Genomic DNA, 23,189 nt, shown 5'->3' with positions numbered 1-23,189 from the left:
CTACACTTTATACATATAAAGTTTTTAGAAAATCCTGCCTTTGGCAGGATTTTCTATTTTATAACCTCTCAAAATAGTTAGCTTTACTATTAGTAATTAATAGCTGTATGATGAAACATCTTGGTCTCTTTAAATTATTATATCTCCTTGTAATTTCCTTCATATTAGTGTCGTGCGGGCCTGCTTTAAATGCAAATCGTTTTGCACCACTTACCACAGTAAACACTGCTGAGTCTATAGAGAAACCATATGTTATATTAATATCTCTCGATGGTTTTAGACACGATTATGTACGTACCTACAATCCCCCTCATCTAAGTTCATTTATTAACGAAGGATCTCAAGCCGCTTCATTAATACCGTCTTTCCCCACAAAAACATTCCCTAACCATTACACGATTGCAACAGGAATGTATCCTGATCATCATGGTCTGCTTGCAAACTCATATTACGATTATAAAAAGAAAAAAACGTACAGTATAGGTAATCGTGAGACTGTAACAGACGGATCCTTCTACAAAGGCACTCCCTTATGGGTAAACGCAAATAGTACAGGGATGGTAACAGCTAGTTACTTTTTTGTTGGCACAGAAGCAGATATTCAAGGTGTACACCCTACTTACTATTATAATTACGATGGAAAAGTAACCAATCAAGAACGCGTAGATCAAGCTATAAAATGGCTAGATATGCCCGAAGAGACAAGACCACATCTCATTACTCTATATTTTTCTGATATGGATGATACTGGACGTCGTTACGGCCCTAACAATAAAGAGAAAATTAAAGAGGCACTATTAAAACTAGATAGCACGTTAGGAGATTTATTTGACCGCGTTGACAGCACAGGTTTACCTGTAAATATTGTCATTGTATCAGACCATGGTATGGCAGAGCAATCTATTGAAAAACTTATTACCACAGATACATTAGTAAATGATGCTCTTTACAACCTGATCGACAATGGTGTCATTCTCAATATACATCCTCATAATAGTGAGGAGACTAACAACATTTTCAACCAATTAAAGAAACTAGAAAACAAATTCACGGTTTATAAAACCAAAGACGCACCACATTTTGAATATGTTCCAAAAATAAGAACTGGGGACCCATACAAGTAATCCCTGATGACGGGTATTACTTTAGCTCAAATAAGAGTATCGAAAGAAGAAAGGCTGGAAATCAGGAAGTATTTGGTGTACATGGATTTACTCCCGCTTTAAAAGATATGCACGGCATTCTTTATGCAAAAGGCCCTGCAATTAATGTGGGAGGAAGTTTACCTTCTGTAAAAAACATTCACGTCTACCCTATGATATGTGAAATTCTAGGGCTACCTGTGCCGACTAACGTAGATGGTAAATTATCATACTTAAAAGGCATGCTACAAGAATAACCTCTTAAAGAAGAGGCTTAAAATCTCTTTTAATCCTTCATCAAGAAATTCTCAATAGCAAGATTATAACTTTTTAAACCAAAGCCTACTATTACACCTTTTACATATTTAGAAAGGTACGAATGATGTCTAAACTCTTCTCTCGCAAATGTATTGGAAATATGGACTTCTATAACTGGCGTACTGATGGAAGCTACAGCGTCTCCTAGTCCTACAGAGGTATGTGAATAAGCTGCTCCGTTTAAAATCACTCCGTCAAAGGTATCGTTTGCTTCGTGCAATTTTGAAATGAGCTCTCCTTCTATATTACTTTGAAAATAGCTAAGCTCTGTATCTTTATATGCAAACTGAAGTTTTGTAAAGTAATCCTCAAATGTTTCAGTCCCGTAAATTTCTGGTTCACGCTTACCTAGCATATTTAAATTCGGGCCATTTATTATAAGTAATTTCATAGGTTATAGTTGTTGAGTACGCTTTCGCGAAAGCATAAAAATACAGATTTACAAGGCGTAAAAAAAGCGCCTATAACAAGGCGCTCTTCACAATTCTTATTAATTAACTATTAAAATGCAAATCCAGCTCCTAACATAAATACTCTATTACGAGCATCAAGGTCAAAACCTCCCAGGTCTTCACTACTAAAAACGTCAGAAAGTCCTAAGTTATAACGCGCGTTAAAGAATAAACCATTGTTAAGTTTATATCCTAGTCCACCTACAACAGCAAAGTCTATCGTGTTTATAGCGTCGTTATTAAAATTGATATCTCCAGAATTTCCATCAGGATTAGAATCAATCTCGCTATTTACATTAAATCCTATTTGCGGCCCTACTTCTCCATAAAACCCATCTACAAAGTAATATTTTGCAAGTACTGGCACGTTAATATAATCTAGCTGAAACTCGACATCATCTCCGTTATTAACACTCTGAATGTCATACCCTTGCCCCGAATAATAAACCTCTGGCTGTATTGAGAATTTCTCTGTGATAGGCACTTCTACAAATCCTCCAAAATGGAAGCTTGTTCTCGCATCTGGATCATCAAAATCGTCTCCTCCTACGGTTGCAAAGTTAACTCCTCCTTTTGCTCCAAAAGACACCTCATCTTGTGCTTGAACTGCTACAGTTCCAAATAAAGCTGCGATTGCTACTACTACTATTTTTTTCATGTTTGTGTTTGTTTTAAATGATATTCAAAGCTATCCATCATCGTGTTAAATGCATGTTAGGCACTTTCTAAACTCTTGTTAATTGAGAATCCTTTAATAATTGTATTTTCACTTTCGTGAAATGGGAAACAGGCATATCAAACTACAAAAGTTACTTACGTATAGAACGTGGTCTCTCTGAGAACACTATAGACAACTATGCTCGCGACTTAAAAAAACTAACGCGTCATCTGGAGCAATTAGATAGTGCCCCAGACCCTATTACTATATCTAAAGATGACATTCAAGATTTTATATATACCATAGCAAAGGAAGTACAAGCCAGATCACAGGCTCGTATTATCTCTGGGCTTAAAGGCTTTTTTAATTATCTGATATTTGAAGATTATAGAAAAGATAATCCATTAGATCTTATAGAATCTCCTAGATTAGGTCGTAAACTTCCAGACACACTAGCTGAAGAGGAAATAGACGCTCTTATCACTGCCATTGACCTCTCTACTCCTCAGGGAGAACGCAATCGCGCTATGCTAGAGACACTCTATTCTTGCGGTCTGCGTGTAACAGAATTAATAAGCCTAAAACTTTCTGACTTATATTTTGAAGAGGGATTTATAAATGTGATAGGTAAGGGAGACAAACAGCGCTTTGTCCCTATAAGTGAGCATACTCAGAAGTACATCGACATTTACCGCAATGAAATACGAACGCATATAGACGTCAAACCAGAGTATGTAGATATTTTATTTTTAAATAGAAGAGGTCGCCAACTCACACGCGCGATGATTTTTACAATCATAAAAGATCTCGCTGTAAAAGCTGGAATTAAGAAAAGTATTAGTCCGCATACGTTTCGTCACAGCTTTGCCACACACCTTTTACAAAATGGCGCCGATTTGAGAAGTATCCAGCAAATGCTAGGCCACGAGAGCATTACAACTACCGAAATCTATATGCACGTAGATCGCAGTGATCTCGCTCGCGTGATGGAGCAATATCACCCTAGAAAGGACTCTTAGGATTTTGTTTCAATTTTTCGCGAAAGCGTATTTATATTACTTAACAATAAGTATTTCTTCTTGCCTTCCTGAAACATATCTAAAGCCATCTTCACCCCAAAATCCTGCTTCCTCAAGCATAATTCTAATGTCCTTATTCCACTCTGGAATGGTTACGGTAGTATTGAGTTCGATAGCGTATGCTGTGTTCTCATAAAGCTTGTAGTCTCCTGTTCCTGGCACACCACCTTGAGAATCCCACATCCCAATCGTAGGGCCAGCGGCATGACCGTATAAACCAAGTGGGTGCGTATAGATAGAAGGCACAAGACCTTCTGCCTTAGCCTCTTTTAATGATTTTAAAAGAATTTCATTTCCTGTTTTACCTGTCTTAAAATTTGAAGCAAGCACATCTTGCACGCGATTACCATCTGCAAATGCTTTACTCAAGAATGCTGGCAGTTCTTTCTCGCCATCCTTTAAAACATATGCGTGTTGCTGGCAATCTGTATTGAGACGTAAGTAAGTAATTCCAAAATCACAGTGTAATAAGTCCCCCTTTTGAATTACTTTACCTTCTGGCCTGTTTGAAAATGAAACAATATGACTTTCTAGCTTTTCTTCAGATCGTTGAATATCAACCGTAGGGTGAAACCATGTTTCTAATCCCATATCTGTAACTAGCTGGCGTAAATACCACACCACATCATCTGTAGTTGTAACACCCGGGACAATCACTTTATAGCTAAAGGCATCCTTAATAATATCATGCGTTACATCTACTAGCTGTTCAAAATATTTCATTTCAAGTGCCGTGCGTGTTTCTAGCCATCCCACTGCAAGATCTTGTGCTGAGACTACTTTTGCTTGTTGAGCAGGTGATAGTTTTGATATAAAAGCCTCATAATCTGTTTTTACAATCCCATCTGCAAGTCCAAAATCATCAGAATAATTAAGACCAATTTTCGCAGGATTTCGCTCCTCTATAATCTCTAAAAGACGTGCCCATTGATCTGGTTGTTTTTCTTTATCCCACGCAGAGATGATATTCTTTCCTACGTTATATCTAGCAACTGCTAGCTTTTCAATCGTATTTTCTTCTTTATTCCTATAAAAAACTAATATAGTTCTCCTTCTCGCATTAAGCCACGTAGAAGGAAGCATGGTTTTTATAACTGGGTCTTCGTTGTACTCTCTAGATATCACAACCCACATATCTATATCTGTGCGATCCATTAATGTAGGTAGTAAATTATTAAATCTATCTGCCAAGACCTCATCGATTACGTCTGCTCTATCGCGTTCTGTTAAGATCTGACCGTTAATGCATGCAAACGGAAGTAGTAAAAGTAATAGTAATGTTTTCATAGTTAAGTTGCTAGTCCTTAAAAATACTAAAAACAAAAAAGAGTATTCATGTGAATACTCTTTTCTTATACTATTAATTGATGTAAGACTATTTAATTAGTCACCTTTATTTCTACGCTTTTTCTTGCGTTCTTTTTTCTTTTCTTTAGCAACCTTTTTACCAGTTCTTCCCGACTCCTCCTCTGCTATAATTTTTACTACTTGCTCTTCGGTAAGGATATCTCTTAACTGAGATTCAAATTTCTTTTTTTCTAGTTCGGCTTTTTTACGCTTATCATCAATAACCATATCCTTATCATCTTGGATTACCAATAAGACAGTATAGTAATCTTTTAAATAACTTCTAAGTACCTCTTTACCAAAAACGTCTAGTTCAAACATTTCTTGATATACGCTTGATCGCTCTAAACTCAATATATTAGGGTCTGGCTTTTCTGGGCTTCCTTGATTTGTTTGCGGAGGTGCAGGCACTGAGCTCCTTCTTCTTCCTGAGTTCCCATAAGGGTTACCATATCCCTGAGCTTCTACACTCACTAAAGACAACATCATTACTATCACTATAAAATATCTCATAAACTAGACTTTCTATTTTTGCAAATATGCATAATTATTTTGTGAATACTCACATTCAATAATGATGCCCAAATCTTTAATCCTTAATTACATCAAGTATTTCTGGCAATAAAGTGAGAGCCGTTAAAGCAATAGCTCCGCCTAGATTTTTATGATCTGCAGCTCTTGATTGTTTGCGCTGTTCTCTTTCTTGCTTTCTTTTATCACGACTAGAAACTTCTGTTCCCTGATATAATGACGTGCTACTAGCTTCACTTTTAACATCGTTGGCGCTGGCCATTAGCTCTTGCGCATCTTCAATAACATCAATTCCCACACCTCTTATCATAATCACACTACTCACTCTTTCCTCATCATAATGTGCTTCCATCATATCATACGCTATAGAAATTCCTGAGGAAGTCATCGCCACAAACTCACCCTTAAACAAACTCTCTACCGACTCTTGCAATACTGCCGCTTTACTTACTTCTGTAAAGGGAAGAATATTTGCACTTATCGCTCCATAGGTTCCTATCGCTATCATATCATTATCATCTAGCCGTTTGATGAGTAGCTTTATTCCTTGCTCTATGTAAAACTTATCTTCGGGAGAGATTCCTGCCTTTCCCGTCTCTACAAGTATATAAAGTTGCTGGGCATCTTCGCTTGGGAAGTTTTCGGCAGCATAGGTGATGAGATGTTCTGCTTTTATTACTGCAGATTTGGTCTCACTTTCATTTTGACTAGATAGTTGGAATGCAATAAATAATAGGACTAGTGTGAAGATACTTTTCATAGGTCATACGTTTTCAATGAGTTGTAAACTTATAGCCTATATGATTTCATTTCCAGTTAGAATGAGCAAAAGCCTAGTACCAATGAGTGAAGTAACATAATGTATTTATTACGCTTTCGCGAAAGCGTAACCTTAACTCTATAAACTATTTAAATACTCTTTTAAGGTTTGTCCTCGCTGTATTTTACCTGTCGCTGTACGCTGAAAGGAAGTTAATGATACCGCAAGTTTAGGTAGCTCAAAAGACCCAAAAGCTGATATATCTGTAATATGTTCCTTTATAAAAAGAGGTTCTTCTTGCTCTACAAATAACGTTAATTGCTCGCCAAGCAGTTCATCTGGAACTCCGGCTACAAAATATGGAACATGAATAAATGGCGCCAACTTTGCCTCTATCTGTTCTGGAAATAACTTTACTCCACCACTATTTATTACATTATCAATGCGACCTAGCCAGATGAATTTCTTATATGTTATGAGCTCTACAAGATCATTTGTAATCACGGGATCCGTGCTCACCTTAGGAGCTTTTATTACAAGACAGTCCCTGCTATCTGTATCCACTGTAACTTTATCCAGTACTTTAAAAGGGATAATTCCTACTTTGTTTTTTTTAGGGTTTACTCTTCTCGCTGCAATGTGAGTGACAGTTTCTGTCATTCCATAGGTTTCATAAACCTTAGTTTTAAGTCCTTGTAATCTTAATGAAAGTGCTGGTGATATTGCTCCTCCTCCTACAATGAGTTTAGAAAGTAAGTGTAATCGCGATAACGAATTATCAAGCTGAAAAGGCGTCATTGCACAAAAGTCATACGTTCTGTAAACAGCATCCAGCGGATTGGATTTTGGCTGCGCCATATCAATACGCCATCCCAATGTCATGGCTCTTACAAGCATCATTTTCCCAGCAATGTAATGCGCAGGAAGACAAAGCAATGCTGTTGTTTTTTCAAATACATCAAAGTGCTTTGCAGTTGCTTTTGCACTATTGATCATATGTTCCTTCTTTATCTTAATAAGCTTAGGTGTTCCCGTAGATCCAGAGGTACGTACCGTCACATACTTCTTAGCATCTAGCCACTCTATAATAAACTCACCTACAGATTCCTCATAAGGTTCTCCTTCTTTAATAAAGGTATGCGCTTGCTCCTTTAATGAAGCAATGGTAAATGAAGCACCGTTAAGTTTAAATTTAGGGTGTAAGCGCGTATATTTTTCAGCAAGCTCCGTCATATCATTTAAATATACGGGTTCCTTGTAAGATTAATATTAAGCAAATGTAAAATGTAAGTCTGTTCGACTATTTAAGCGGCAGCAGGGGGCTTTACACTTCCTGTGAGTTTCTCTTTCCAATTGGACCATTTATATTTTCTAGCAAAAATAAACATGAGAATAGGCAGTATTATAAAGATAGGAACAATCTGTCCTATAGCCGATGGCTCTGCAACATCTCTAAAGATAGAATTAGTTTGTAAAGCACTCCAGTCTGAAGTTACGAGCAGTGCAATAAACATATTATTTGCCGCATGAAACCCTAGAGCAAGTTCCATTCCATCATCCATAAGCGTTATAATCCCTAGAAAGAAACCTAAACCTATATAGACCGATAGTATGCTATATCCTAGCTTCTCTATTTCAGGATTAAGCGCGTGCATGAGTCCAAAAATGAGTGATGTAATAATAAGAGGTACAAGCTTATTACCAGCAGCGACTCCTATTCCCTGCATTAAATATCCTCTAAAAAGAAATTCCTCAAAAGAAGTTTGTAAGGGCAATAAAATTAATGTGATGGCTAGAAGCCCGAGAAAAGGCATGAGATTAAAATTCCACACAAGGTCTTCTGGAGCAAAATAGTATGCTACTAGTGTGGATACTACAGAAAAAACACCCCAAATAGCAAAGGCAAAGAAAAAACGAGACCAATCTATTTTTTTTCTAGCGGTTACTAACTTCGTAAATAGCTGTTTGTGGATATATTTCACCACAACAACGAGACCAAGTAAACCTCCTAAAAAAGTACAAAGTGCAAGTATTAAATAGAGATTACTTTCTCCCTCAAAAAGCGGAAAGAAATTTGCTTCTCCTGCTTCTAGAAAAATATTTATATCACCAGCCCTCATCCATGAGCCTACCATTAAGGGAATTAGTCCTAAAATTTGCCAGCCTAAAATAAATATAATCAAGAAACCTATTATATATCTCCATCCTTCATGTAAACTCTTGTACGCCTGCTCTATATACATATGTTATAATTTAAAATCCCAGTGCTTATTATTATCCGTTCTTAAAGTTCCATTCACTACTTCTAGTGGCGAAGGTATGTTATTTGTAAAAAGGCTCCCCGTACCTAGTCCTTGAGGTCCTTTTGCTTCTATTTTATACGTCCATTGTGCGATAGCATTAAGACCAACATTACTTTCTAATGCAGAGGTAACCCACCATGCGATTCCTAATGAATCTGCTACGTCAATCCACTCTTGGCTTCCTTTAAAACCTCCTATAAAACTAGGCTTTAAAATAATATATTGCGGTTTTATAGTTTCTAGTAGCTCACGTTTTGAAGCGAGATCCGTCAATCCTATAAGTTCTTCATCTAGCGCAATTGGTGTAGGTGTACTGGCACATAATGATGCCATTTCCTCCCACTGTTTTGTAGCAATGGGTTGTTCTATCGAGTGAATATCTAGTTCGGCTAGTTGAGCTAGGACTTCTTTAGCTTTCGCGAAAGCAAAACCACCATTTGCATCTACCCGCAAGGTGAGTTGCTCTTTGTTGTAATTCTTTCTTATAGAGGAAAGAATCGCCATTTCGTCTTTAAAGTCAATAGCACCTATTTTCATTTTTATACAATCAAAACCTTGCTCAAGTTTCTCGGCTACTTGGGTTCTCATAAATTCCTCATCACCCATCCACACCAGTCCGTTAATATCTATAGCAGATGTTCCTTTTGTAAAAGAAGATGGAAATAGAACAAAGGGATCGCTAGATGCAAGCGATAAAAATGCCATCTCGACACCTGCCTGTATACTTGGATATTCCATTAGCTCATCCCAAAGCACCTGAAGCCCTTTTGAAATGTGAGCGCATACCCACTGCAATTTTTGCTCATAGTCTGGCACATCATCATAACTAAGTCCCCTAAGAATACCACATTCACCTATGCCCGTTTTACCAGCATCTTGAATAATGATATACCATGTCTCTTTAGTGCGCAAGACACCTCTAGAAGTACCACTAGGCCTCTTAAACTCTAATATATGTTTTTTATAATGTGCTTTCAATAGGATTGTATTAGTCTCGTAAAAGTACTTAATCATATGCATACTTTACTAACAGAAAGATATTCTAAAGATCTCAAGTTTCCCGTATTTTCCTCAAAAAGTAAGCGCTTCATCCTCTATTTATTGCCTTACATCTATGTTTTTTTACATAGATGCTAAACCACAAAATTAATAAGCCTCTTATTTACAGATACTTAAGTTAAATTTTTACTAGTGAAAAATATTCGAAATTTATTTTTTGTGATATAAAAAAAACCTAATTTTATATATATAAACGTCACTATTATGATTGCATATCCTACAAAGGGACATTTATTAGTAGCCGAACCATCTATTCTAGGTGATACATCATTCACTAGGTCTGTAATACTTCTTGCAGATCATAATGATGAAGGCTCTGTAGGGTTTATTCTCAATAAACCGCTGGATGTCACACTATCAGATTTAATTGAAGGAATAGAAGAATGTGAGATGCCTATATATAATGGCGGTCCTGTAGAACAAGAGAATCTCTATTTCATACACACTGCTCCAGACCTCATAGAAGGCAGCCTAGAGATAGCATCAGGTATTTACTGGGGTGGTAATTTTGAGAGAGCGCTAGACCTAATCATGAATAAAGAGATATGCTGTGAGAAAATTAAATTTTTTCTAGGCTATAGCGGCTGGGAGAGCAACCAGCTCAACCAAGAGATTATTCAAAACAGCTGGGTTATTCTTGAAAATGATCAACACGACGAGCTACTCAAAGATAATCACACAGCCCTATGGAGAGATAAAATTATTGAGATAGGCGGTGATTATGCCTTATGGTCTAATGCTCCAGAAAATCCTCAATATAATTAACCTAGACGTACTTTTACATTAAGCTTTTTAAGTAATGCTGCGGCAGTCTCTATTGTAAATTCCTTTTTTCTATATTTTGTTATAGGCTGTATTCCCATAATGGTGTTTGTGATAAAAAGCTCATCTGCCTTTTGCAACTCAAACGGTGATATAGAAGCTTCCTCAAAAGTATATTCATCCATCAACCCTATAATACTAATGAGTTGTTTTCTTATAACTCCACGCAAGCAACCATCAGCCAGTGGTGGCGTTTTTATGTGAGTTCCTTTTACAAGGAATAAATTACCTTGCAATGCTTCGGCTATATTTTTCTCATTATTGACAAGCAGACAATTATCATATCCATTCTCTTGAGCATAGATACTTCCTGTAACGTGCACAATCTTATTAGTTGTTTTAAGTGTAGATATTAAATCTGCATTTATATAATGATCTTTATACAACTCCACCTCGTAAGGTTCTTCGTTGAGGAGATAAAAAGGATTAGGGTGCGCTTTCGCGAAAGCGTAATAACCCACACCGCGCTCCTCTGGCAAGTAGGTGCCACCGCCAGATCTATACACTGTAATACGAATACGAGCTGTTTGATCAATTAAACCTGACGCCGTCAATGTCTTTAAGAGTTCTTCCTCAAGAAATTCTGGTGTAAACTCCATTGGGATTTCCATGCGAAGTATACGCATAGAAGCCATAAGTCTAAAGTAGTGGTCTTCCCAGAAAAGGAGCTTCCCATTTACTGCTTTAATTGTTTCGAAAAGTCCATCGCCATAAAGCAGACCTCTATTAAATGGATTGAGTTGCGCATCCTCTGGTGAGAATAATGTTCCGTTGTGATTTACCATAAAAAAACCGCCTCTTAGGGAGGCGGTGCAAAGATATTAATTAGGCTTTAGTTATGATGAGCCTATTACTTGTTTCAACTCTGAAATTTGGTTTTCCCAAAACATTTTACCCTCATCAATCTCATCTTCCTCTGCAAAATCTGTTACCATGATAGATACATCTTTTGTGATCTCGTCTACTTGAAGGCGTAATTCAAAATAATACTCCTCTCCCTCGTCTGCCTCCCACTGGAATTTTATACGGTCACCGTTCTTTTTAGTAAGAAGCTTTGCTTTTTCCTCACTTCCGTCCCAAATAAAAGTATAGTGGTCACCTCTTAAATTTACATTATCTGCAAACCACTCACTCATTCCTGATGGAGTAGCTATATATTGGTATAATAAAGAAGGAGAAGCTCTTACAACAAACTCAATCTCATATTTTATTTTATCGCTCATAGAAAGGTATTAATAGAACGACAATATATTGAAAGTAATTAGTAGAACAAAGTAATTAAATTGATTTTATTTAAGAAAGAGGTTTGCACAACCACAAATATATTTTATATTTGCACCCGCTTAGGCACATTGCTTATGCGGGCATACAGAATTGCTTTTATCATTAATAGCAATTTTAAATTATGGCGAGGTAGCTCAGCTGGTTAGAGCGTCGGATTCATAACTCGGAGGTCGGGGGATCGTGCCCCCCTCTCGCTACATAATTATAAAGGCTTTACAGAAATGTAAAGCCTTTTTTTTATTTGTTTCTAAAATACAGCAATACAAACCCAACAGAAAAAACAGCTTGACATAAGGCTCACCACTCTATTCTAAGTAGATTAACGCTGTAAATAACTTATGAGCTGAATTAGTACTTCTACCATTAGCAATCGTCACTGTTAAGACTCAAAAACTCACATTATATTTCTGTGTAAATAAAAATGAAGTTCAATGACTTTTAATTAATAGTTTATCTCTAATCGAGTTCTTGGTAACGTTTTTACCTAATTTTACTAAAAATTATACTTTCAGTTTCAGTTGCGCTTTTCTATATATCGTATTATCTATAGTCTATTGGATGCTTGAAAAGTAATAATAAATAAGAACCAAAAGCCGGGACGCAATTACCGCTAATTGAGGTAGAGCTAACTTATTACATCAAGCTAATTTTTATAATACACGTAACCACCTAATACAATTTTTAAAATCTTGAAAGATTAAAATCGTTCTAGGTGGTTACGTGCACTATGACTATGCGTCAGTAAGAATATAACATCTTGGCAACATTAATTTGAGCTTTACTTAGAGTGAAACTAACGTACACTTAAAGAGCCTACTGCATATGTATGATATCTAAAAATGCTTTTTTATAAAAATTTAAAGCAATCAAATATTACTTAATCGATATATTCTTCACCAAAACCTCTGTGGTAGGCGCATTTGCATTTCCCTCAAATCCCGGTTGCTTTCCACCTACCTCAACAACTATATCTTGTGGCTCAAAAACTTTCTGGCCATCATCGTTTATTCGTGCATAGGTCTCAGGAGCGACTTCAAATGAAACCGTTTTAGACGATCCTGCTGCTAATGAAATACGCTTAAAAGCAACAAGACTACGATTAGGATTCATCCCTTCCACTCCTAGGTGTTTAACATATACTTGAACAACTTCATCTCCATCTAAATCTCCTGTATTATGAACATCAACAGAAAATTTGAATGGTGCTTTTACTCCTATTTGTTCATTTAGAGTAAAGTTGTCATATTTGAAAGTTGTGTAGCTTAGTCCGTGACCAAAAGGGAATAGTGGCTCTCCTTTAAAATACTTATAAGTTCTCCCCTCCATGTCATAAGACTTAAAATCTGGCAAATCATTAACACTCTTATAAAAAGTAACAGGTAATTTACCTCCAGGGTTATAATCCCCAAATAAAACATCTGCAATGGCTTGGCCACCAAACTCACCTGGATACCAAGCTTCAAGTATAGCAGGCACTTTATCTGCAGCCCAATTAACTGCAAGAGCACTTCCATTCATCAAAACAACAACGGTTGGTTTACCAAGTGCTTGAACTTTTTTCATAAGTTCTATTTGTGTTTTAGGGAGTGTAATTTCTGAACGGTCACCCTTATCGAATCCTTCTAGTAATACCGGCATCTCTTCTCCCTCAATATCTGGTGAGAGACCTAAACATAGAATAACAACTTCAGACTTTCTTGCTGCCTCTAAGGCTGGAGTAATTAGATCCTGATTCATTTTTGCCCATACAAAATGAGCTTGAGGATCTGCATGATAATTGAAATATTCAATACGTACTTTGCTTACTTCTCCTTTATCAAGTGCTACATCAAAATATTTAGTTTTAGGCTCGTGGTCATCCATAAACTCAAACTGTAGAGAGTCATTTACATATAATTTGGCAGCGCTACTCGCTTTTACTCCAATTCTATAGTTACCACTCTCTGGAGCTGTAAGCTCACCAGACCAGCGTACCGAAAAGGTATCAGTACCTAAACTATCAATTGGCTTTTCTGGCATCCAAATGAAATTGACATTTTTGTCTACTCTAGTAAATGTAGGTTCACCTTTCCATGAACGATTAGCAAAATATTCTCCCTTTAAACCAGGTTTACCAGAATGTGATAATGCAGAAGCTGGAATTATATCAAGAATAGGCCATCCCTCTGCTACATCGCTTCCTAGTGAGTAATTTATTTGAGCATTTGGGAGCTTTTCTTGTATAGATTTTAGCGGTGTATAATAGTTTGCAGGTGTACCGTGGTAATTACCAAGTAATGCTTGCTTTGAATTTGCGTTAGGACCTATAACGGCAATAGATTTTATATCCTTACTCAGTGGCAAGAGGTTGTTTTCATTTTTGAGTAAAACCATTGACTCTCTGGCAACCTTTTTAGACAATTCATAATGAGCTTCACTTGCCACTACGTCGTAAGGTATATCTGCCCACTTAACATTATCATCAAACATTCCCAATTTAAAACGCGCAGAAAACAATCTTGTTAGTGCAACATCTAACTTAGATTCATCTATCATCTTTTTGAGAACAGCCTCCGTAAGAGAAGGATCATATACGCTCCCACAATTTAGATCTGTACCTCTATCTACTGCTAGTGCTCCTGCGGCGGCTGGAGTTTCTGCCAGACCGTGTTTGCCAGGTTCCCAGAAATCATTGATTGCCCAACAATCTGAAACGACATATCCTTTAAATCCCCAATCGTCTCGTAAAATTCTATTAAGTAGTAAATTACTACCGCAACAAGCTTCATCTCGATACCTATTATAAGCACACATCACTGAGTGAACCTTTGCTTCTTTAACTGCTGCCTCAAAGGCAGGTAAATAAGTTTCGTATAAATCCTTATCTGAAGTGTGATAATTATCCTCATGCCTAGATTTCTCTGGACCACTATGTACCGCAAAATGCTTTGCTGTGGCAACCACTTTTAAGTAATCTGGATCATCACCTTGTAGTCCCGTAATATAATTTACACCCATACGACTAGTTAAATAAGGATCTTCTCCATAAGTTTCTTGACCACGCCCCCATCGAGGATCTCTAAATATATTAATGTTAGGAGTCCAGAAAGTTAATCCTTGATAAATACCTCTTTTACCTTCATTTACAAACTGATGGTGTTTTGCTCGAGCTTCATCAGATACAGCAACACCCATGTCGTGAATTAAGTCCGAATCCCAAGTAGCACCCATTCCAATTCCTTGTGGAAATACTGTTGCTAGTCCAGCTCTCGCAACACCGTGCAAGCATTCATTCCACCAGTTATATTCAGGCACTCCTAGTCTCTCGATAGCCGGAGCATCATAACGCATTTGAGAAACTTTCTCTTCTAAAGTCATTTGACTAATCAAATCTTTGACACGATCTTCTCGTGGAAGTTTCTGGTTTTGAAATGCAAACTCATAAGAGATTGCCTTTTCTTCACAACTCGAGAGCAATGCAATACATATTGCTAAAATTGATATAGTAAGTATTCTATTCATTCGGCTACTGTAAAAATTAAACTATTTATTAATGCAAGAATTTTATTCTCAACACTCCCAAATTTAATCTCTTTATCAGCACACTGGTTAGAAGACATAAAGCAGTACATGCCATTTATGTTGCGATTAAGTACTTATATGCCTCAAATGCAACATTTGAACTATATCTTGCTTCATTTCTCTTACATGACCGAAACTAGCCAATTGTTAAGGGAGAAATGTATCTAGCGAAGAGATTTGATTGTAAAGAATATTTTAACAAATGCTATTATAAAGTATTTCTTAATGCAAGTAGAAGATTATATGTTAATCAATCTCTAGGCTGAGCCTCCGTAGGTAAAATTCCAAAATGCGCTTTAAAACACTTCGTAAAGTATGAAGGTGAGGAAAAGCCAACTTTATAACAGACTTCACTTACGTTTGCATTTTCAGTTAGCAATATCTGTTTAGCTCGCTCTAATCTAAGCTTACGCACAAATTCATTAACTGTTTGCCCCGTGAGTGATTTAACCTTACGGTAGAGCTGACTCCGGCTAAGGCTAAGTTCTGATGCTAATGACTCGACACTTAAATTAGAATCACTCATGTTATTATTTACATAAGTTAGCACCTTCTGTATAAAAACTTTATCAATAGATGTTGCACTAGCATTCTCATCTGATCCACTTATGGCTCCAAAATATTTATCAAATATCAATTGTCTACTCTTTATAAGCTGCTCTAAACGTAATTTGAGTAGTCTAAAATCAAAAGGCTTTACCATATAAGCATCTGCGCCATACCCTATTCCCTCTATACGATCGTCTATGCGAGCTTTGGCAGTGAGCATTAACAAGGGAATGTGGCTTGTGCGTATGTCATTTTTAATTTGCTTACAGAATTCAAAACCATCCATTTCTGGCATTATCACATCAGTAATAATAATATCTGGATTCGCTTCTTTTGCAACATTAAGTCCTTCAACCCCGTTAGCCGCCTGTAAAATCTTATATGTTCCTTTAAGTTCGCTACGCAAGTATTTCCTAAGCTCTGCGTTGTCCTCCACTATCAATAGGGTGTGCGATCTATGTGTAGGTACAACATCAATTTCTTCTGGGATATTTGTTATGAATGTTTGTGGAGTTTTTTCTTTTTGTATCTCGAGATCTGTTTCTATTGATATTAATTCTTTCTTTTTAAAATGCTTTTTACCAGAGGGCAATAATATTCTAAAAGTTGTTCCTTCCCCATACTTACTATCTACCCTAATTTCACCTCGATGGAGCTGCACCAAGTCCTTTACAACCTCGAGACCTATACCTGTCCCACCATAATAAGTTTTATTAAGATTTTCTACTTGGTAAAAACGATTAAATATACGTTTGAGTTGTTTCTTTTTAAGTCCTGGTCCAGTATCGCTAATGATGATTTCGACTACTGCACTTTTTTTATCGGGATTAATTAACGGCATTATCTCACCAGCCTCGTTTAATTTTACCTCTACATTTATTGCTCCGCCGTCTGGGGTTACTTTTATAGCATTTGACATGATATTGAAAATAACTTTTTCGAGCATGCCTTCATCTGCATATAACTTCACATCTGGGATTGCGGCGTCCACCGAAAGATATATATTACGATTAAATGCTTCCTCTTTAAAATATGAGATAATATCTTGGGTAAAACTAAGTGCATTAATCTTCTTTGCTCGTATTCGTAATTTGTTCAATTCGAGCTTACGCAGGTCCATTAATTCATTAATAAGCCTAAATAATCGATCGGTATTTTTATAAATGATATGATGCTTTTCCTTTATACGTTGTGGTAAATTGAGTGTTGTGTCATTGAGAATATCCTTCAGCGGACTAATCATTAAAGTAAGTGGAGTTCTAAACTCATGTGAGATGTTTGTAAAAAACTGTAGCTTTTTCTCGTGTAATATGTCTTCTTGTTCACGTTGAGCACGCTCGTTTGAGATTGCCTCTTTTTCGCGTAAGCGTTGCTTTGAAATCTTACTTATAATGTAAAGGCCTAGTAAGAATAACAAGACATAACATACAATCGCTAGATTAGTCTTCCACCAGGGAGGAAGAATTTTAATTTTTAACTCTAGAATATTTTCATTCCAAACACCGTCATTGTTAGCAACCTTTACTTTAAAAGTATAATCGCCATTATCTAGATTGGTATAAGTAGCACTTCTTGCATTTCCTACATAATTCCAAGTTGTTTCTAGCCCCTCAAGATAATAGGCATATTGATTTTTTTCAGGACGTGTAAAACTTACTCCAGCATACTCAATAGTAAATACAGATTGCTTGTGATTAAATATAATTTCACTAGTCTCGGCGATTGATTTTTTAATAGGGGCATCTTCTTGTGAAGGATCTACCTCTTCATTATAGATTTTTAATCCTGTAAAATATAAAGAAGGAACGTTGTTATTTATTACAATTTCGGCTGGGTTAAAAAAGTCAACTCCCCTATAATTACCAAAATATAATGTACCATCACCATCCTTTAAGACTGCATTAAAATTAAAATCGTCAGAGAGTAAACCATCACTACTGGTGTACTCTATAAACGTGTTTTTTAATACATTATATTTTGTAATTCCAGAATTACCTGCAAACCACATACTGCCGTCATCACCCTCAATAATACTTACTACGTTATCATTACTCAATCCGCTGTTAGTGTTTAGCCATCTAAAAGAATCATCACTTATGCTATAATGACACACCCCAGCACCTCTAGTTCCTATCCACATATCACCATTTGAGCTTTGATATAGGGATAATATATGGCGCGCACTCTTTCTATTTTCGCCTAGCTTTTCCATTCGGTCTACTAATGAAATCGCACGCCACTCTTCGTTTACAGTTTGGTCAATTTTAAAGAGCCCATCTGTAGATCCCAACCATATCGCAGAATCACGGTCTACTAGCACCTTACGCACATCACTAATCTCAATGCCCAAACTTTTAAAAGCTTCATCATCTTGATGTACAATTGTCTTAGTGACTGGATCAAGAGTATGCAACCCTCCATAAAAAGTACCTATAAAGATTGTTCCATTTTTATCTTCGGCAAAGCTCAAAATAGCATCAGAGATAAGGGCTCCATCCGTAGTTACTCTATTAAAATTTTCAAATATTTGAGAACCTTTCTTTAAGAAGTAGATACCATTATCCCAGCTCCCTATCCACACATTCTCTTTGCTATCTATAAAAATTGTTTGGAGATAGTCACTATCTAATCCTGCATACAGATTTGTGTTTTGTCCGTTTACGTGCGTAACTTTATTCGAACTGGGATCATAGATATCAAGACCACCGCCATCCATAACTACCCAGATATTACCTTGAACACCTTTTGCAATACCAGTGACAGAGCCTACAGTAAGCGAATTGTTATTATTAGACAGGCTCTCAATATTATCAAACTTATCATATAAGCTATCACTTACAGCTACGCCATTATTGTAATATCCCATCCATACTCTATCATTATCATCCAGAAAAAGTGACCATATGGAGTTTGATAAAATACTATTATCATCCATACGATCAGATAGATAATGTTTAATGAGCGTTCCGTCACTTCTCAAATGAAATAAACCATCGTTCTCAGTACCAAACAATAAAGAATTGTCTGGTAAAGTGATTGCAGAAAGTATACGCTTTCGCGAAAGCGGGAAATGCTCCACCTTACTTACTGTCGTTCCATTTTTCAACGTAAGTTTATAAATTCCTTTAGATATAGTCCCTAACCATAAATTATCTTCATTGTCAAAGACAAGCGTCTGAATTTGACTTTGAAAAACCTCAGTATTTTCTAATTCACTAGAAGGCAATAACACTTGATTAGTATGTTCATTATAAACACGTAATCCTTTTAAGGTTCCTAAAAATGTGTGATGTGATTCACTTTGTGGTTTAAGACTAGATTGTATAATAGTATTACTGCCATTATAACCATTTATATATTTGCTTTCTAAAGTTTTTGTTTTGAGTACTACCAGCCCCGCCTCTGTTCCTAACAACAGCTCATTGTCTTTAGAGTTTCCTATACTCAATATAGATATACTCTCTAGCACTTCACTACCTAGAGAGACTTTCTCAAATCTATCTAAAGATCTATTATAGCGATTAAGACCATCTTCTGTACCTACCCATAATATATTTGCAGTATCTAGATACATGCTATAAATAAGATTACTAGATAAAGAGGCTGGGGCATTCACTTCATATTTATATGAAGTATATGTTACACCATCAAATTTATATAATCCGCTGCCGCTAGTTCCTATCCAGATAAAACCGTAATCGTCTTGTATAATAGACGAGATTCCTACTTTAGATATTCCATCCTTTATACTTACAAAATTTAAAGATTTTGTACCATTCTGTGCTTGAGGCAACAATGACTGAAGACAAAAAAATATCGTAATCAGTGAAAGTAATTTTCTGAAAATCATAAATAATTAAAAATTATTGTGTCCTAAAGGTACTGTCTTTTCTAAGAATAAATTAATCTCAAGCACCTCTACCTGTCGCAGTGAAGAAGGGTGATTATGATTTCCAGTTTTTCTTATCTAAAAACTTGATCATCCTAGATGCGCGTTATGGGTAATTTGATGTGATTGCAGCAGTAATATGTTCTTATAAAAGAACTACTACAAGCGTACTCCCAGAAATAAACAGAAAAAAATATAACTCAGGTTCATAGGTTTTCTATTTTAAAACGACTTAAAAGCACGCGTAGAATCTCTCTCAATGAGGGAGGTGCAAATCACTTTTGTTTGGTGATTTCCAAAGTGTTTCTTTTCTAGTCTTTTTATAAGCATCGTCGCTGCTCTCATTCCTATTTTTTTTGCATGCTGACTCACTGTTGTGACCGCAGGTGTTAGAAATTTCTGCAAGTCATTATTTGTAAAGCTTATGACAGGAACATCTTCAGGAATTCTTTTTCCTAATGTTTTTAAAAGCTGTACTGCATTGAGAGTTGCTGTTTCTTCTAAGCATAAAAGCGCATCGATACGATGCGTACTAAGCACCTCTATAAGGCATTCTGTAATGTCTTCACTTTTACCGATACTAAAAATCATTTCGGGTTGATCCGGATTATAATCTTTAATAGTACTTTTATATCCAGCCGCCCTCAATTTACCTACAGATAACGCATCTAGTTTTGATACTACGGCAACATGTTTACATCCAGGTTGTATTAGTTTTCTAGTGGCATTATAAGCTGCATCAAAGTCATCTACAATTTATTTTATCACAAGACACATTATCTACCACTCGATCAAATAATACGAGCGGTATCTCCTCGTCTGCAACATTTTTTAAATGCCTATAGTCCTTTCTAACTTCTGTCTCCTCTGCTATTTACAAGATAATACCATCTAAAGCTCCATTTTTAAGCAACTCAATAGTCTTCACTTCTTTTTCATAAGAATCGTCAGATATACAAGAAATAAGTGTGTAGTCGTTTGCACTACACACTTCCTCAATACCCGCAAAAGCTTTAGAAAAAAAATTATTTTGAATAATAGGGACAACCACACCTATTGTTTTGGTCTGACTGTTCCTTAAACTTCTCGCAATACTATTTGGCTTATACTTACAAAACTCGCATACTTTTGAATCTCAATTTTTGTGTCCTTACTTATCTCTACGCTATTATTTAAAGCTTTAGAAACAGTACTTATGGATACACCAGATTTTCAGCAATCATTTTTAGTGTAATTCTTTGTGCCATTTCCTGTCTAATTCTATCAATGTTAGTTCACTTAATCTGGCTTACAAGAATTAATTCCCCTTGTTGTAATCTGCAAGAAATTTCTCGAGTCCAGATGTAGTAAGTGGGTGATTAAGCAATCCTTCAATGGCACTTAAAGGTCCTGTCATCACATCTGCACCTAGTTTTGCACAATTAATAACGTGCATTGTATGTCTTACTGATGCGGCTAGAATTTCTGTCTCAAACCCATAATTATCGTAAATCAATTTGATTTCTGAAATCAAATTGAGTCCATCTGTAGCAATGTCATCCAAACGTCCTATAAATGGTGATACATAAGTAGCGCCTGCCTTTGCGGCAAGTAATGCCTGCCCTGCCGAAAACACCAAGGTTACATTAGTTCTAATTCCCTTATCACTAAAATATTTACAAGCCTTTACACCGCTTGCTATCATGGGTAATTTTACAACTATCTGAGGATGTAACGCAGCGAGTTCCTCTCCCTCCTTTACCATATTTTCAAAATCTGTCGCAATAACTTCGGCACTTACGTCACCATCTACTAGCTCACAAATATCTCTGTAATGTTGTAGTATATTCTCCTTTCCACGTATGTTTTCCTTAGCCATAAGTGACGGATTTGTAGTTACCCCATCAAGCACACCCAGTGCTTGAGCTTCTTTTATCTGATCAAGGTTTGCAGTATCTATAAAAAATTTCATTTTCTATTTTCTTTAATATTTATGTGTGTATTGCTTTCGCGAAAGCGTAACCTATCTCAATTACTTCTTAATCCAAACGTCTTCCATCTCTTCGAGCGTTTTTCCTTTGGTCTCTGGTATAAATTTCCAAACAAAAAGCATAGCTAGTATGCTCATACCTCCGTAAACCCAATACGCAAAACCATGATTAAACTGTTCTGTGAGGTAGGTGTTATCATCCATCATAGGAAAGGTAAGCGATACTAGGTAGTTTGCTATCCATTGTGCCGCTACAGCGATAGACATTGCACGACCTCTAATTTTATTAGGAAAAATTTCTGAGAGCAACACCCATGTAACAGGACCCCAACTCACGGCAAAACTCGCTACATAAACCATCATACATGCAAGTGCGAGATAGCCAGTAGCGCCGGTAAAAAAGACAAAACCTAATGAGAACATAGCAACAGCCATTCCTAACGCACCAATTATCATTAAAGGTTTACGCCCATATTTATCTACCGTTTTTACGGCAACGATGGTAAATAAGAAGTTTACAATACCTACGATAATCGTGAGTAAGAGCGCACCGTCTGTATTAGGATCTATCTTTTTAAATATTTCGGGAGCATAATATAAAACCACATTAATCCCTACAAATTGCTGGAATATGGAAAGTAAGACCCCCACGATAATCACTAGCCATCCAAAGGAAAGTAATTTACCTGAGTGCTGCGTGAGCGACCCTTTGATCTGATCTAAAATATGCTGCCCAGCCACTTTCCCATTCACTTTTTCAAGTACGTTAAGTGCCTCTTGGGGCTTGTTACGTAGCATTAATGAGCGTGGTGTATCTGGAACTCCTAATAAAAATATAAAAAAGAGCCCTGCAGGTATAATTTCACTAGCAAACATATAACGCCATCCTACCGTATTAAGCCACTCGTCAGACCCTCCAGTTTTTGAGATAAAGTAGTTTACAAAATAAACTACCATAAATCCAGCAACAATAGCCAGCTGATTGTAAGAAACAAGCTTCCCTCTAATATTTGCAGGCGCAATCTCTGCAATGTATAATGGTGACATCATAGACGCAAGTCCAACTCCCATACCACCAATAATTCTGTAAACAATAAAAACAGTACTAAATGTATGATCACCTTGACCTATACTCTCAAAAAACAACTCTGGCATCGCCGAGCCTATGGCAGATATCAAGAAAAGTATAGCGGCAAGAATTAATCCATTCCTTCTTCCTAGCCAGCGGCTTACAAAACCACTCAAGACTCCACCTATAATACAGCCTATAAGGGCACTGGACACTATAAATCCTTTGAAGGCACTTGCCGCTGTCTCACTAAGCCCTTTAGGTATTACAAAGAAGCTATCTAGAGAACCTACGGTTCCAGAAATAACACCTGTATCATACCCAAAAAGGAGTCCTCCTAGCGTTGCAACTACAGTAAGTCTGAGTAAATAGCCTGATTTTTGATCGTTTGACATCT

21 protein-coding genes and 1 tRNA gene are annotated in these 23,189 nt (G+C 36.6%); 5 read left to right on the top strand and 17 right to left on the bottom strand.

What is annotated here, in order from left to right; all coding sequences use genetic code 11:
- Positions 1 to 107: 107 nt before the first annotated feature.
- Positions 108 to 1,124: an ectonucleotide pyrophosphatase/phosphodiesterase gene (locus tag DCS32_RS10760; RefSeq protein WP_108878262.1), complete on the top strand. Its 1,017-nt coding sequence runs from the start codon at positions 108 to 110 to the stop codon at positions 1,122 to 1,124.
- A 107-nt stretch (positions 1,125 to 1,231) separates the two neighbouring features.
- Positions 1,232 to 1,399: a hypothetical protein gene (locus tag DCS32_RS16075; RefSeq protein WP_162533633.1), complete on the top strand. Its 168-nt coding sequence runs from the start codon at positions 1,232 to 1,234 to the stop codon at positions 1,397 to 1,399.
- Positions 1,400 to 1,428: 29 nt separating this feature from the next.
- Here the strand turns inward: DCS32_RS16075 and aroQ are convergent, their stop codons facing one another.
- The gene (gene aroQ / locus DCS32_RS10755; protein WP_108878261.1) at positions 1,429 to 1,851 is read right to left on the bottom strand and encodes a type II 3-dehydroquinate dehydratase; all 423 of its coding nucleotides are present in this window, start codon (positions 1,849 to 1,851) and stop codon (positions 1,429 to 1,431) included.
- A 110-nt stretch (positions 1,852 to 1,961) separates the two neighbouring features.
- Positions 1,962 to 2,570 (bottom strand): porin family protein, encoded by a 609-nt coding sequence (locus DCS32_RS10750; RefSeq protein ID WP_108878260.1) that lies wholly within the window; start codon positions 2,568 to 2,570, stop codon positions 1,962 to 1,964.
- A gap of 116 nt (positions 2,571 to 2,686) precedes the next feature.
- On the opposite strand from DCS32_RS10750, the gene xerD reads away from it, so the two are divergent.
- Entirely contained in the window at positions 2,687 to 3,589 is a 903-nt protein-coding gene (xerD, locus tag DCS32_RS10745) for a site-specific tyrosine recombinase XerD (RefSeq protein WP_108878259.1), read from the top strand.
- Between the two features lie 36 nt (positions 3,590 to 3,625).
- Here xerD and DCS32_RS10740 read toward each other — a convergent pair whose 3' ends face one another.
- The 6 genes from DCS32_RS10740 to menC form a co-directional block, all read right to left on the bottom strand.
- Positions 3,626 to 4,936, bottom strand: coding sequence for a M24 family metallopeptidase (locus DCS32_RS10740; RefSeq protein ID WP_108878258.1), 1,311 nt, complete (start codon positions 4,934 to 4,936; stop codon positions 3,626 to 3,628).
- A gap of 96 nt (positions 4,937 to 5,032) precedes the next feature.
- A complete protein-coding gene (locus DCS32_RS10735) occupies positions 5,033 to 5,509 on the bottom strand; it encodes a hypothetical protein (RefSeq protein WP_108878257.1) in 477 nt (158 codons plus the stop codon).
- 76 nt (positions 5,510 to 5,585) lie between these two features.
- Complete coding sequence (locus DCS32_RS10730) at positions 5,586 to 6,287, bottom strand: hypothetical protein (protein WP_108878256.1); 702 nt, start codon at positions 6,285 to 6,287, stop codon at positions 5,586 to 5,588.
- Positions 6,288 to 6,425: 138 nt separating this feature from the next.
- Positions 6,426 to 7,520: an AMP-binding protein gene (locus DCS32_RS10725; protein WP_108878255.1), complete on the bottom strand. Its 1,095-nt coding sequence runs from the start codon at positions 7,518 to 7,520 to the stop codon at positions 6,426 to 6,428.
- A gap of 71 nt (positions 7,521 to 7,591) precedes the next feature.
- Positions 7,592 to 8,530: a CPBP family intramembrane glutamic endopeptidase gene (locus DCS32_RS10720; RefSeq protein WP_108878254.1), complete on the bottom strand. Its 939-nt coding sequence runs from the start codon at positions 8,528 to 8,530 to the stop codon at positions 7,592 to 7,594.
- A gap of 3 nt (positions 8,531 to 8,533) precedes the next feature.
- Positions 8,534 to 9,568: an o-succinylbenzoate synthase gene (gene menC / locus DCS32_RS10715; protein WP_108879282.1), complete on the bottom strand. Its 1,035-nt coding sequence runs from the start codon at positions 9,566 to 9,568 to the stop codon at positions 8,534 to 8,536.
- A 285-nt stretch (positions 9,569 to 9,853) separates the two neighbouring features.
- Here menC and DCS32_RS10710 point away from each other — a divergent pair, with 285 nt between their 5' ends.
- Complete coding sequence (locus DCS32_RS10710) at positions 9,854 to 10,414, top strand: YqgE/AlgH family protein (RefSeq protein ID WP_108878253.1); 561 nt, start codon at positions 9,854 to 9,856, stop codon at positions 10,412 to 10,414.
- Here DCS32_RS10710 and DCS32_RS10705 read toward each other — a convergent pair.
- Together DCS32_RS10705 and DCS32_RS10700 are read right to left on the bottom strand one after the other, a co-directional pair.
- Positions 10,411 to 11,256: an aminotransferase class IV gene (locus tag DCS32_RS10705; RefSeq protein WP_108878252.1), complete on the bottom strand. Its 846-nt coding sequence runs from the start codon at positions 11,254 to 11,256 to the stop codon at positions 10,411 to 10,413. The genes DCS32_RS10710 and DCS32_RS10705 overlap by 4 nt on opposite strands.
- 51 nt (positions 11,257 to 11,307) lie before the next feature.
- On the bottom strand, positions 11,308 to 11,694 hold the full coding sequence (locus tag DCS32_RS10700) for an START-like domain-containing protein (protein ID WP_108878251.1): 387 nt from the start codon (positions 11,692 to 11,694) through the stop codon (positions 11,308 to 11,310).
- Positions 11,695 to 11,878: 184 nt separating this feature from the next.
- Between DCS32_RS10700 and DCS32_RS10695 the strand changes: the two genes are divergently transcribed.
- Positions 11,879 to 11,952: transfer RNA gene (locus DCS32_RS10695), tRNA-Met, on the top strand.
- A gap of 676 nt (positions 11,953 to 12,628) precedes the next feature.
- Here DCS32_RS10695 and DCS32_RS10690 read toward each other — a convergent pair.
- The 7 genes from DCS32_RS10690 to xylE all read right to left on the bottom strand — a co-directional run bounded on the left by DCS32_RS10690 (position 12,629) and on the right by xylE (position 23,187).
- Complete coding sequence (locus tag DCS32_RS10690) at positions 12,629 to 15,256, bottom strand: glycoside hydrolase family 3 C-terminal domain-containing protein (protein WP_108878250.1); 2,628 nt, start codon at positions 15,254 to 15,256, stop codon at positions 12,629 to 12,631.
- Between the two features lie 310 nt (positions 15,257 to 15,566).
- Positions 15,567 to 19,658 carry a hybrid sensor histidine kinase/response regulator transcription factor gene (locus DCS32_RS10685; protein WP_239057519.1) on the bottom strand — a complete coding sequence of 1,364 codons (4,092 nt, stop codon included), beginning with the start codon at positions 19,656 to 19,658 and terminating at the stop codon, positions 15,567 to 15,569.
- Positions 19,659 to 19,976: 318 nt separating this feature from the next.
- Positions 19,977 to 20,465, bottom strand: a complete 489-nt coding sequence (locus DCS32_RS16280) for a substrate-binding domain-containing protein (RefSeq protein WP_262497459.1) — start codon at positions 20,463 to 20,465, stop codon at positions 19,977 to 19,979.
- Between the two features lie 163 nt (positions 20,466 to 20,628).
- Positions 20,629 to 20,805 (bottom strand): LacI family transcriptional regulator, encoded by a 177-nt coding sequence (locus DCS32_RS16275; protein ID WP_162533632.1) that lies wholly within the window; start codon positions 20,803 to 20,805, stop codon positions 20,629 to 20,631.
- A 26-nt stretch (positions 20,806 to 20,831) separates the two neighbouring features.
- Positions 20,832 to 20,951, bottom strand: a complete 120-nt coding sequence (locus tag DCS32_RS16365; protein WP_108879281.1) for a hypothetical protein — start codon at positions 20,949 to 20,951, stop codon at positions 20,832 to 20,834.
- A gap of 100 nt (positions 20,952 to 21,051) precedes the next feature.
- Positions 21,052 to 21,705 carry a fructose-6-phosphate aldolase gene (gene fsa / locus DCS32_RS10665; protein ID WP_108878246.1) on the bottom strand — a complete coding sequence of 218 codons (654 nt, stop codon included), beginning with the start codon at positions 21,703 to 21,705 and terminating at the stop codon, positions 21,052 to 21,054.
- 60 nt (positions 21,706 to 21,765) lie between these two features.
- Complete coding sequence (gene xylE, locus DCS32_RS10660; protein ID WP_108878245.1) at positions 21,766 to 23,187, bottom strand: D-xylose transporter XylE; 1,422 nt, start codon at positions 23,185 to 23,187, stop codon at positions 21,766 to 21,768.
- Positions 23,188 to 23,189 lie beyond the last annotated feature (2 nt).

It is taken from the genome of Dokdonia sp. Dokd-P16 (assembly GCF_003095655.1).
In the GTDB taxonomy this organism is placed as follows: Bacteria; Bacteroidota; Bacteroidia; order Flavobacteriales; family Flavobacteriaceae; genus Dokdonia.
Note: the sequence above shows the minus strand (reverse complement) of the source record. Positions and strands in the feature narration are given on the sequence as shown.